6 protein-coding genes are annotated in these 11985 nt (G+C 70.4%); 1 reads left to right on the top strand and 5 read right to left on the bottom strand.

Going from position 1 to position 11985, the window contains the following annotated elements; genetic code table 11:
• Nucleotides 1-61 precede the first annotated feature (61 nt).
• Genes ACFU9E_RS33625 through ACFU9E_RS33615 form a run of 3 tightly spaced genes read right to left on the bottom strand, consistent with a single transcriptional unit; the run spans nucleotide 62 to nucleotide 6831 of the window.
• Nucleotides 62-3829 (bottom strand): hypothetical protein, encoded by a 3768-nt coding sequence (locus ACFU9E_RS33625; RefSeq protein WP_380680484.1) that lies wholly within the window; start codon nucleotides 3827-3829, stop codon nucleotides 62-64.
• The gene (locus ACFU9E_RS33620) at nucleotides 3822-5093 is read right to left on the bottom strand and encodes a hypothetical protein (protein ID WP_380680487.1); all 1272 of its coding nucleotides are present in this window, start codon (nucleotides 5091-5093) and stop codon (nucleotides 3822-3824) included. Before ACFU9E_RS33620 ends, ACFU9E_RS33625 begins: the two co-directional genes overlap by 8 nt.
• Nucleotides 5086-6831 (bottom strand): PD-(D/E)XK nuclease family protein, encoded by a 1746-nt coding sequence (locus ACFU9E_RS33615; protein ID WP_380680490.1) that lies wholly within the window; start codon nucleotides 6829-6831, stop codon nucleotides 5086-5088. Before ACFU9E_RS33615 ends, ACFU9E_RS33620 begins: the two co-directional genes overlap by 8 nt.
• 207 nt (nucleotides 6832-7038) lie before the next feature.
• On the opposite strand from ACFU9E_RS33615, the gene ACFU9E_RS33610 reads away from it, so the two are divergent.
• Nucleotides 7039-8493: a protein kinase gene (locus ACFU9E_RS33610; protein WP_380680493.1), complete on the top strand. Its 1455-nt coding sequence runs from the start codon at nucleotides 7039-7041 to the stop codon at nucleotides 8491-8493.
• A 28-nt stretch (nucleotides 8494-8521) separates the two neighbouring features.
• On the opposite strand, the gene ACFU9E_RS33605 is transcribed toward ACFU9E_RS33610, so the two are convergent.
• Entirely contained in the window at nucleotides 8522-10573 is a 2052-nt protein-coding gene (locus ACFU9E_RS33605; RefSeq protein WP_380680495.1) for an N-6 DNA methylase, read from the bottom strand.
• A gap of 179 nt (nucleotides 10574-10752) precedes the next feature.
• Complete coding sequence (locus ACFU9E_RS33600; protein ID WP_380680498.1) at nucleotides 10753-11766, bottom strand: serine/threonine-protein kinase; 1014 nt, start codon at nucleotides 11764-11766, stop codon at nucleotides 10753-10755.
• Nucleotides 11767-11985 lie beyond the last annotated feature (219 nt).

Below are 11985 nucleotides of genomic sequence, written 5' to 3'. Positions count from 1 at the left end.
CCGTACGTGGCGGGTGCGGTTGCCCGCTAACAGTGCTGCCCAGGGCGGTGGTTGGCGTGCTTCAGTCGACCGACCGCGGGCTGGGTGACGTCCCCATGGCGCACAGTGCTTCGTACAGCGGGCGGTAGAGCAGCTTGACGAGTGCGGCGTCGGCGGGATCGGTGCGCGCGCCGTACCCGACGGTGCCAGTGTCCGTGTCGGTGTGCGCGAAGTACGGCGCCAGAACGTCCCGTAGCCTGACCAGCAGCCCGGGGTCGCCTGCGCGGCGTGGACGCCGGTTCTGGCCGGTGAAGGGGGCCTGTGCCTCGGCGAGTCGCGGTGCGAAGGTCGCGTCGACGAACACGACGCGGGCGGGTACGCCACCGCGGACGAGGCGCCCGATGACCTGCCAGATGGTGACGAGCTGGTCCCAGACGAAGGACTTCTTCTCGTCATCAGAGAGCGAGGAGTAGATGTAGGGCCGTGACAGTACGTGCCGCCACACGCCGCGTGCGGTGGTCCTGAAGGCACTACCTGCCGCGTTCAGGTCCCCGGCCTGGGTGACCATTTCGCTGAACGTCCCTGCGTCCGGCAGCTTCAGCTGACCGCGTACGAACCGCGTCGCCCAGTCGTTGATGGCGAAGACCGCCAGGGAGAGGTCGTCAGGGCGGGGGTGCGGGCGGACCAGGAAAAACACCGTTCCGAACGCCGCCACCTTTTCCTCGCCGGGCCGTTGGGGGACGGTGAGGATGTTGTGTCCTCGTTCCACGGCGAGGAGGGGTGCCACGAGCAGTTCGGCGTCCGGGTCGTCGGCGAAGGACGCGAGGTCCCCACGCCGGACCGCTCCCGCACCTGATCCCGTGCTCGGCGCCTGGCGCCCCGTCGGCGCCGCCCCGTCGACGGCGGCTTCCAGTTCGGCGTCGTCGGCGACCAGAACGCGTACCCGGCCACGCCAGCGCGGGATCTCGTTGAGGGCTGTGGCGGCCACCTTGGCTTCCGTGTAGCTGCCCACCAGAAGCAGAGCACGCTTGCGGCGCTGGTCGGAGATTCGGGCGAGTTCGCTCTGGAGAGGGGAGGAGTTGCCGTCGCTCCGGGATCGAGCGAGCCGGTCGATCATCAGGCGCAGGACGTCCTCGCGCTGGTCGGGGTCTTGGCCGGAGAGCCGGATCGGCTGTCCGGCGGCGTCGTAGAGGAACTCGGTGCGGAACACGGTCTCCCGGATGGCAGCGAGAGCCTTGCGCTGCGGTTTCAGTACGGCGCGGACGGGGGCGAGGACATGGGCCCGGGTAGAGGTGCCGGCCCAACTGGTGCCCGACATCAGCAGCACGTGTGGGCCTGCCTTGCCGAGACCTGGGTCGGCGCCTAGCTGGGGAAGACCCAGGAGCAGTTCCCGGCCCACGCCCGCGCACCGGAAGAAGCGCAGGGTGCCGGTGCGGTGCCCGTCCTTGTCGCGGGCGGCGGCCCGTTCGTCCACCAGGTACTGGAAGCCCAGGACGTTACCCATGGGCGCTTCGGGCAGCAGTGGCGCGTAGTCGAGGGGCGGGCGGCGGGTCAGTTCGTGGGCCGCGGAGTCGAGCCGTAGCGCTGCCTCCACCTGGGGCCACAAGAACGTTACCCGGTCCAGGCGTTGATGCAGGGCGGCGAGGACGAGAGTGAACTCCAGACGCCGTGCGTTGAGTTCCCGCCACTCCACAGTGAGTGGTACGTCCTCGGGGGCAGGCTTCTGGCCTCGCTCAGCGGCGGGCACAGGGCGCTGTTCCGGGCTCGGCGCTCCTACGAGGAAGGAGTCGAGGAGCGCGCGTACCCGGCGCCGTGTCTGCTTCTCGTCGAGGGTGTGCAGGACGTCGTGGGCGAGGGCGGTGAGCTCGTCGGCGGGGGTTCCATAGGGGCCGCGTCCGCCGAGCGGATCGTCGCGGAACGTGTCGAAGAACCCGGTGATCTCCGTGCGTCGCTGCGCCCAGGGAGCGTCGGGGACAGGGGAGTCGCCATCGGCCCCGAGCCCTTCCTCATCCTCGTAGAGTGCGCTCTCGTCCTCGATGTCCCCTTCGCTCGTGCTGTCCGGTCGCCCGGCGGCCTGGCCTCGCGTCAGCGGGTACCAGGCGTGCAGCAGCTTCTCCTGGAGCGTCCACGCGCTGAAGTAGTCGATTTGCGCCCAGTCCCGCATCGCTCCGTCGTCGATGAGCATGGCGTACAGCCGGTCCGCGGCGGAACCAACGACGTCCAGAGCGGCGGACCACCGTTCCACGTCTTGGTTGGAGAGCTGCAGCCGTCCCTGCCGGGCGAGTTCGGCGATTTCGTGGGTCTGCAGCTGGTCGAGCCAAGAGGCGGAGACACCGGTGGTGACGAGGGTGGCCGACGGGGCGAACATCTGGTCGAGCTGCATCTGTACGCGGTCGGCCTCGTCGACGACGACGATGTCGCTGCGCAGGCAGGCCAGCTCCAGATAGCGCAGGCGCTCGGCGTTGAGCTGACGCGGAACCGCGGTCTGGACGAGACTGGCCGGGTTGGCCACCCAGATCCGCGCGTCCACGAGGTCACGCGCGGCGGAGTGTCGGGGGCAGACGCTCCACAGCGGGCAGGCGTGCGGGATGCCCAGGTCCTCTTCGTCGGCCTCGGTGTTGTCCGTGGCGCCCTCCCCGTCGACGGCGCCTCGGGCTCGTTCGAGCTCGCGTACCGCCCGCTCGGCCGCGGGCTCCTCGGCGGTCTCCTGGCGCCGAGCGGGGTGAAGGGCACCGCACGGCGCGTCGGCGTAGCGCAGCGGCTCGGACGTGTCGAGTGCGCGCAGGGCGTCCAGCGGGCAGGCGGTGCTGAGGTGGGCGAAGACGGGTTCGGTGTGAGCCAGCAGGGAGTGTTCTCCCCGTGCGGCGAGTCTGCGGTGCAGCCGCTGGGTGTGCTGGGGCCGCGTCGTGCCCCCCAGCACCAGGGCGGCGCTCAGGCCGAGTGTGCGGAACAGCTCGGTCAGTGTCAGCTGTTCGGCCACATCGCCGACGACGAGAGTGATGCGCAGGCCGTTGTGGTACGCCCAGGCGGCGAGCAGGGTCATCAAGGTCGACTTGCCGGCGCCGACCATACCGACGAGGTGGGTGAGCCGATCGAGCGGTAGCGCGGACGCGGCTTCGAAGGCTGTCCCGTCCGGGGCACGGGTGTCGAGGTTGAGCTGGGCGAGACGCTGCTCCCAGTTCCCCGCCTTGAGCCCCCGCCGCTGCTCCTCCGCGTCCATCCACCGTGCGATGTCAGCCAGTTCGTCGAGTGGCACGTCGAGGGGCCCTGCGGTGGCCGGGCGTTCGGCGGTGAGGGGGTGGCCGGGGAAGGGGTCCCGCACGAGATCGGCGGGGACCGTGACGGAAGTGCGCCGGTGACGGCGGTCCATGAAGCGGTGTTCGCCCGCCTCCGCAGGGGGAAGCACCTTCGTGGCGAAGCTGGGGAGGTTCGCGAGCGCGTCGTCGTAGGTGGTGAAGCGGTCGGCCGCCACCTTGAGGGGGAGCCGATGGGCGGGCTCCCCGGCCGGGACGCGGTACGCACGCAGCCGTTCGGGCAGTTCCAGGTAGGCCTCCAGGCTCTGCTGCCACATCCGGCCGCGGCGCATCGGCCAGAGCAAGTGTCGGGCCGCGGCCAGCGCGACCTGTTCGGTGGTGTCAGCGGGGAGCTTCGAGGCCCGCGCGAAGGCGAGACCGTAGCCGCCGAGGAGCGTCCACGCCCCGTCGGCAGCGTGACCGGGCGCCACGGTCTCCATCAGCCGCAGAGCGAGCTCGACCTGGCAGAGCAGAGCGGGCCGGGTCCCGGCGTGTTCTTCGGGCCAAGGCCTCAGTGCGGCGACGACCGGCTGGTACCAGCTGCTGCGGTCACGCATGGTCTGCTCCCTTCTTCCCGGCGCCGTCGGTCGCCGCCGCCGTCTGACTTTCGGACCAGGACGACGCCGTGCGGGCCCCGTCGTGCTCCCTTGTCGGAGGCACGGTCTGCAGGGGCGCGATGGACGCGTCCGGCCCGCGTTCGTTGGACAGCCGCAGCCGCGCGGCCCGTTTCAGCTGGTCGTCCGTCAGCAGCCGCAGACCGCAGGCCCCCGGGCCCCGCTCCCTGGCATACATGGCCAGGTAGTCGCGGCGGGCACGCACCCGGAATGCGGGCACCACCCAACAGGCTTCGTCGTACGGGGGCTCGGGGCGGACGGCCGTAGCGGTGCGTCCGAGGAAAGCGGGGTGTGCCCAGTCCTTGACGTCGACGGCCCACACGTGACCGTCGGGGAAGGTGATGCGAAGGTCGTACGCGTCGAAGCCGGGCCACATCTCGACGGTGAGGCCCAAGGCGCGTAGCTCGTCCTCCAGGGAGACCTCGGCACGTCCCGGCCCGGTGACGAACTGCCTCAGAGGTTTCCGCAGTTGACGCAGCTCGCCCACCTCCGACGCGACGAGTTCCCGGCCGTGCGGCGGGGGACCTTGGTGCCGACACTGGTCGCGCTCGCACCACCACTCGGTGTCGGACACCGGATGGAGCAGGGTCAGGCAGCGGTGACAGCACAGGTACGCGCCGTCCCGGCGGAACCCGAGGGGGACGGGGGCGTAGATCTCCTCGATGAGGAAGCGCACGGGATCGAGGAAGAGGTCAGTGCTCACCTCGGCCCAGTCGGCTTCGGTGAGGACGGGCCGATTCACCAGGAGGCGACGGAAGGCCGTGTACGACTCGGGTGACGACACGGCCCGGCAGGCGCGCAGGGCCTCATGGATCACCAGGCGGTCGTACTGCCGTCCGGTGCTGTCCCCATATCCCCGCACGGCGAGCTCGTGGCAGAGCTGCGTGGGCTCTCCGGAATCCTCGTCGATCATTCGGTCTGCGGTGTCGAACAGGTCCGCGGGCAGCCGGTCGAGGGGCCAACTGCCCAAGGGACGGGCGCGGGCCCAGCGCATCATCTCGGGCACACCGGCCGGGGGCTTGGCACCGCTGCGCAGGCACTGAAGCACTAGGGCATCCAGGGCCCGCTGCGCGCCGGCCGGGTAGGGCAGAGCGAAGGAGTCAAGACGGTCGACGGCCGCCAGGTGCAGAACGGCGGTGGCCACGTCCCGCAGAAGGACGACATCGGGGTTGGACAGCCAGTCCGGTACGAGTTGTTGGTCAGGCATGGGGCGGGGTGTCCCCTCGCGGCGAGGTCTGCGTGTCGGGGCTCGACGGGCGCGGATGGTCAATGACGTAGGCGATGCCGGGCCGACACCACGTCCGGGCCTGACAGCCGTGGCAGTGGCGTCCGGTCCTCGGTTCGTAGGTAGTGTCGTCCAGGAGGGGCTGGGCGAGTTCGGCGATGACGGCCCGGGCTTCGTCGACGATCTCGGCGCGGCCGGGGTCGATGGGTTCGAGTCGACTCTCCCCACGGACCTCACGCAGATGCTCCAGTTCGACCCAGGAGCGGCGCGGGTCGTCGCCGAGCGCGCCCGCGTGGAACAGCAGGACACCGAGGGCGAGTTGGGGATAGGTGCGGAGCAGGGAATCGCGTTCCCACAGCGGTCGGGCCGACGTCTTGGTCTCGCGCCAGATCCACCGGCCGCGGTGGGTGTACACCAGGTCGGGTACGGCGAGGACGACTATGTCGAGTTCCGGCACGTAGGCCGTGACCCGATGCTGTACGAGCACCTGCTCGTCGGCGTCAAGCCCGTTGAGGGGGCACAGCAGCCGATGTTCCGCGAGCATCCCGGCAGCCTCGCGTGCGGAGGTGTCGTCGAGCCCGGCCCTGGCCCGTACCGCCATCGGCTCGGGGATCTCGCGGTCCCGGCAGCCGCGCACCGGGCGTTCGGCGTGCTCTGCGTCGAGCCAGGCGTCGACGGCTCTGCCGCGCCGGGCCCCCCGGTCCTCGGCCGAGAGGTCGTTGAGGTGCAGTCGTCGCACCAGGTGATACTGGGCGGGGCACTCGGCGTGCAGTCGGAGGTCCCAGACGGAGATGGAGCGGCGTTCGCGTGCGAGAGCCGGAGGGCGCCCGCCCCACAGCCGTGGGGTGCGCTTCAGATCCGCGCAGCCGGCGATGGCCTTGCAGTTGACACAGCTCTCCCCGGGCCGCACGCCGGGTTCGGTGGCAGCCGTGACGAAGGCAGGCGCAGCGTCGGTCCTGAACCGCTGTCTCGCCTCGTCGGGGCCTCCGGAGAGCAGCTCCTCCACGGACCCGTCGGCGCACCCGATGTCGAAGACACGGACCAATTCGGGCGGGCAGGTGCTTTCGGTCGCGGTGGGCGGGGGCTGGGCGCGTTGTTTGCGGCGAGGTGTGGGCACGCCGAAGGCCATCACCTGCGCCACGGCCCCGAGTTCCGCGTCGGGGCGGCCGGTCTTGGCCCGGCCCATGGAAGGCAGCCACAGGTCGCGCACCCTTCCGTCAGAGGAGGCGTACATGCGGCCCCAGAGGGTGTGCTCGTACTGCCGGGCGCCACGGGCGTCGGGAGTGTCCGTGCGGGGAGTGCGCCACGTCCATGCCTGCTTCACCGGCTTGGTCTCAGGCAGCCCGGCCTCGACGGCGGCTGCCTGTTCGCGGGTACGGGCGGCTACGTAGCGCTCCAGGGCGTGGGCGGTCCAGGCCAGGTGGGCGAGGTGGACCGGGGCGCCCCATCCCCGGAAGGGACCGCGGGTGCCCCGGAGTTCCTCGCGTACCCGCTCCACGGGCCATCCGTCGTGTTCCACCAGGTCGAGGGCGGTGAAGAGCGGGCCGAACCCGAACTCCTCGCGGGGTGGCCGCCGGAACGGCACCGTCGGGTCGGCGACGAGCAGGGGCCGCATGGCGGTGCGTCGGTGGGTGGGACAGGCTGCGTCATCGGGCCGGGCCATCCGGGGGCTCGCCCTGATCAACCAGTCGTGGCCGGCGACGCCGGGTGGATTTCGCATGGTGACCTCCTTGGCAGGCGGTATGGGCAGGAGGGTGCCCAGGGCAACGGGAGTCCGAGGACGTCCGGGCACCACTTGAGCATAATAGATTTGTGAACTGAGTCCATGGACGACCCGTGTTCAGAATCTTTCACGCTACGCTGGTGGGTCTGATGCGCAGTGGTGCGAAGGGGCACAGTGGTGGACGCGGATACGTACAGGCCCGGCGTGGGTGATCTGGTCGACGGGCGCTACGAGTTGAAGAACTCTCTGGGCAAGGGTGGGATGGCCCAGGTCTGGCGGGCCCGAGAGGTGTCCGGGGGGCGGGAGGCGGCGGTGAAGTTCCTGCGCCACGACTCCGAGGCCCTGTACTGCCTCGACCCGTACGAGCGAGATGCCGAACTCGCCGTCAGGAACGCCCGGTTCCGGCGCGAGGCCAACCTCCTAGGCACGCTCGACCACCGGGGAATCACCGAACTGTACGGGAGCGGATCGCACCAGGGTGTCCCCTACATCGCCATGCGCCTGGTGACCGGAGTGAGTCTGCGGACCTTCCTTGACGAGCACAGCCCCCTGCCCCTGGCCACGGCGGTCGCCGTCGCCATCCAGGTGACAGGGGCGTTGGCCTGCGCACATACGCTCCCGGTCGTACACCGGGACCTCAAGCCCGCGAACATCATGATCGATGAAGAGGGGTGGGTCGTCCTCATCGACTTCGGCATCGCCAGGCCGCTGCACGCCGACGTCACCCGTTACACGGCGCACGGTTCGACGCTTGGCACCCGCGGTTATCTGGCGCCGGAGCAGCTCCTGGAGCGCGAGCCCACCACGCGCACGGATGTTTACTGCTTCGGCTGCATCTTCTACGAGCTCCTCACCGGGCGGCCCCCGTTCCCGCTCGGCGCGGAGTCCGGCCTGACCGACAAGCACCTCAACGAGGTGCCGCTGCCACCGAGCACGTACGCCGCGGGCATCCCGGAGCCGATCGACGATCTGGTGCTGCGCATGCTCGCCAAGAAGCCCGAGCAGCGCCCGGCCGTTGACGAGGTCCTGGAAGTCCTCGACCCGTTCGCCCCGGGGGTTGGCGATCCCGAGCCCCGGCCCCGCACCCACCCCGACCCCACAGCCCCCATGCGTCGGCCGCGGGACCGGGCTGCTCGTCTGCGCCCGGTCGCTCTCACGCTGCCTGTCGCGTCCGCACCAGCAGATGAGTGGCTGGACGCCCGCGTAGTGGAACAGCTCTGCGCGCAGGCCGAATCGGAGATCGCGACCGGTGAGCCGGGCGACGCGATCGACCGGCTGCACGGTCTGACAGAACGGGTCCGCGAGGAGTGGGGTGAGAAGCGCCCTCTGGTGCGTCGCGTGTGGCAGGGGGCTGCGGACGGATTCCGCCTCTCCGGCAATTTCGGCGCTGCGGCCCGCCTCTATCAGGCCGTCGACGACGGTCTCATTCATGGGGACGGGCCGGCCGAGCAGGCCGATCGCGCGCTGATTCGGCTGCGCATGGCTGAATGTCGACTCGCCTTCGGGGAACTGGAGGCGGTCATCGCGGCGGTCGACACGGCGGGCCGGACGGCCGCTGGCCTGCCAGCGGAACTCGCGGCTCGTGTCGAGGCCCTACGCCGCGCGGTCGACGCCCAGCTCACGGCCCGCCTGGCCGAGCCCCGGCGCAGGGAGGCGTGACGCTGACTGGTGTTGGCGAGCCGATGTGCTACGCCCGGTTGGCCAGCCGCCCCGCCGCCAGCTCGTCGCCGAGATCGCGGACGAGGCTCGTGCCGAGGTCGGCTGCGCGACGCAAGAGCCGTTCGAAGGCGGTGAGTTCGCGGAACGCCTCTCCGTAGCGCCGCTGTTCTCCGAGAGGGATCTGGCGGATCTGGAGACGGCGGACGTCGATGCGGGAGGAGCTCGTGGTGTGGGTGCCGGCCTGCCGGGCATTGGCGGGAGCCCGTAGTGAACCGGCTAGGAACCAGGCGTCGAGCTGTTCGGGCTGTACTCGCACGGCATGCAGTTGGGGACCAAGGGCGGTCGGTGGCCCCTCGTTGACCCAGGCGGAGAAGGCGCGGGCGACGCCCACCACCACGATGTCCCCGGGTTCGGCGATGACGGCCTCTCCGGCCGCCGCGGTGCCGGGAGCGAGCCAACTTCGGGGTTCGCCGTCTACCAGAAGATCGGGGACGGTGAGGAGGGGGATGTCGTCGTCGGACGGCGGGCCGGCGTGGATCGATTCCTCCGGCGGCTGCTGGCCGCCGCGCAGGGTGAGCGCTCCGGCTCGGGCGAGCTCGGCGACTGTGGTTGCGGTCGGTGTGTCCGCCTCGGCCGTGGCGAGGTCGAGCGCCGCGAGCAGCCTGGCCAACTTGTTCACGTGCGCGGTGAGCCCGGTGAATTCCCGCCAGGATTCGGCCAGTCGGGGTGCCGTGTCCACCGGCGACGGGGCGATGTGGCGTCCAGGGGTGAGGTCGACCTCGTCGTTGAGGAGTTCGATGACGGGCACCTGTCGCACATAGGCAGGGGCCTGCGGGGAGTCGGCCTCTTCGACGGCCTCGCGCACGAAAGCGCTGATTGCTGCCCAGTCGGGGGTCCACTTCTCCTCCGGGTCCCGGGGGAAGCGCGAGGCGGCGTCGGCGACCAGCAGCCGATCGCCCACCGGTGTGCCTTCCCCGTGGGCGGGCATCCGCAGTACCCACAGGTGCAGGGAGACGCTGTGCGGGGCGGCGCAGCCCGGCGGCAATGCGACGACGGCTCGCAGTTGCCCGGTGCGCAGCAGCGAGCCGCGGATGCGGCGGCCGGCCTTTCTGGCCGCGACGGCGGGCGGCAGCAGTAGTACCGCGGTGCCGCCCGGCCGCAGCTGTGCCAGGCAGTGCTGGACCCAGGCGAGTTCGGGCTCGGTGCGCGGGGGAAGGCCGTGGCCCCAGCGGGCGTCGGTGGCCAACTCCTCGTATCCCCAGTCCCGTTCGTTGAAGGGCGGGTTGCACAGGACGATGTCGGCGGAGGTGCCGGAGAACGGGTCGTCGCGTAGGGAGTCCGCAGCCCGTACGGAGACCTGCGCCCACTCCTTCTGCCCGTGGCCCTCGCTCTCGGCGAGGGCCATGCGGGAGTCCGCCAGCGAGGCGAGGACGGCGTCCCGGTCACTGCCGAGCAGCGTGAGTGCCCCTGTGCCGGACGCCCTCACGGCGTCGGCCGCGGCCAGGAGGAGATGCCCGGGGCCACACGCAGGGTCCATGACCGTTGTGTCGCCGGAGCTGCCTGGGCTGTCGCCCGCCACGTCGTTGGCGGCCCTGAGGGCGAGTTGTGCCATGAGGGATGCCAGCGGTTCCGGGGTCGTGGCGATCTGGCGCACATGGACGTCGAGCCAACGGCGCAGCAGAAACGCGAACGTTTCCGTGCCCCCTTCACGCTGTCCGAGATCCACGGCCCGTTCGATCAGCGCCCGTGTGTCGGCACGGATCTCCTCGCCTTCGTCGTTCGCCCGCCTGGAGAGGAGCCGTCCTACCTCGGCGATCGCGGCCCCGGTCTCGTCACGCCCGCCGAGCGCCTCGAAACCGGGCCATAGCCATTCCCTCTCGGCGGACTTTTTCAACTTCTTGTTGTCGCGCAGCCAGCCCTCGATGTCGGTCAAGGAGAACTGAGGGTTGGTGTCGGTGCCGGCGATCCGCTCAGGGAAGGACGGATGCCGCCGCCGCCAGTTGCTCACCGCGGCTCGTCCCACACCCGCAAGGCGGGCGATTTCGGCCAAGGTCACCGGTACGGCGCGCGACGTGGACATCTACACTCCCAGGGCATTTCTGGTGGAGGGAGGACTTTCCCCTCGGTCATGGGTGTGTGATCAAGCCACCCTTCCTCTGAACTGCATCGGTCAGCGTACATGACCATTGACTTTGTTCACAGATGCACCATGGCGGGTTTGGGGGCGTACGTCGCGTTCTGGTCGGTCAGGCGCGCGGGTCAGCGCGACGGCTGGTTGTGCCGCCCTGGCGTTGCCCCCGTCCGCCCGGGTCGGCTGTTCCGCCCCGATGTTGCCCATGCCCGCACAGGCCGGGCTTCGGGCCCCATCGGGTGGGTGAAGGGCCGCAGCGGGTCCACTTCGGCCCATGGGACGAGTGCCTGTTCGGGGGTACGGCGCTCGGGTAGCCACACGGCGAGACGCTGCCACACCTCGCCGGCGTGGGCGGGGCGCTCGTCGGGGTCCTTGGCCAGCAACTGGAGCACCAGGTCCTCCAGTTCGGAGGGGATGCCTGCGCGGAGCCTTCCGGGCGGTACGGGCGGCTGCTCAAGGATCATGCCGGGCAGCATCAGTTCGGACTCGTGCGTGAAGACCGGTTCGCCCGTCAGCATCGCGTACAGCAGACAGCCCAGCGCGTACAGATCGGTGCGGGGGTCGACCGGCTTGCCCTGCACCTGTTCCGGTGCCATGCACTCCAGGCTGCCGGGGTGCTCACCGGTCGTGGTGAGGCCTGTGGTGCCCGGGTCGAGGAAGGCGGCGACGCCGAAGTCCAGGACCTTAACCACGCCGTCCGTGCGGATCACGACGTTGCTGCCCTTGAGGTCGCGGTGCACGACCTCGCGAGCGTGCACCGAGCCCAGGACGGAGGCGATCTGGACGCCGACCGACGCGATCTCCTCGATGGAGAGCGGGCCCTCCTCGGCGATCCGGTCGTCGAGCGGGGGCCCGATCACGTACTGCATGACGAGAAAGCGGGTGCCGTTCTCCTCGCCGAGATCGTAGACGGTGGCGAGGCCCGTATGGTCGAGTCGCGCGACGGCCTGCGCCTCCCGGCGGAACCTTTCGGCGTCGCGGGCGCGCTGCTCCACCGTGAGTCCCGGATCGACGTTCATGGTCTTCAATGCCACGTCGCGGCCCAGGTTCTCGTCGTGGGCGAGCCAGACGACTCCCATGCCGCCCCGGCCGATGAGGCGTTTGATCCGGTAGCGACCGGCGATCAGTGTTCCGGTGTCCATTCGCGCTGCGGCCCGTCCCCTCCGTGCCCTGCCGTGCCCTGCCCGGGCTGGTGTCGGGAAGAGTGTGACACGGTGGTGCTTCGAATGCCGCCCGCGCGGCGCTTTGTTCGTTGACTTAGTTCACACGCTATTGCTCTAATGGGGTGAAGGCGGGGCGGTTCGTCCCGCGCGCCGCACCCGCTACGGTGATGCGGGGATTACGTCGGGAGCTAGTGAGGA

It is taken from the genome of Kitasatospora sp. NPDC057595, assembly GCF_042800875.1.
GTDB lineage: Bacteria > Actinomycetota > Actinomycetes > Streptomycetales > Streptomycetaceae > Kitasatospora.
Note: the sequence above shows the minus strand (reverse complement) of the source record. Positions and strands in the feature narration are given on the sequence as shown.

Excerpts from the sequence above, each read along its gene's own strand:
- ACFU9E_RS33615 (WP_380680490.1), bottom strand. The coding sequence starts at position 6,831 with ATGCGAAATCCACCCGGCGTCGCCGGCCACGACTGGTTGATCAGGGCG.
- ACFU9E_RS33625 (WP_380680484.1), bottom strand. The coding sequence starts at position 3,829 with ATGCGTGACCGCAGCAGCTGGTACCAGCCGGTCGTCGCCGCACTGAGG.
- ACFU9E_RS33620 (WP_380680487.1), bottom strand. The coding sequence starts at position 5,093 with ATGCCTGACCAACAACTCGTACCGGACTGGCTGTCCAACCCCGATGTC.
- ACFU9E_RS33605 (WP_380680495.1), bottom strand. The coding sequence starts at position 10,573 with ATGTCCACGTCGCGCGCCGTACCGGTGACCTTGGCCGAAATCGCCCGC.
- ACFU9E_RS33600 (WP_380680498.1), bottom strand. The coding sequence starts at position 11,766 with ATGGACACCGGAACACTGATCGCCGGTCGCTACCGGATCAAACGCCTC.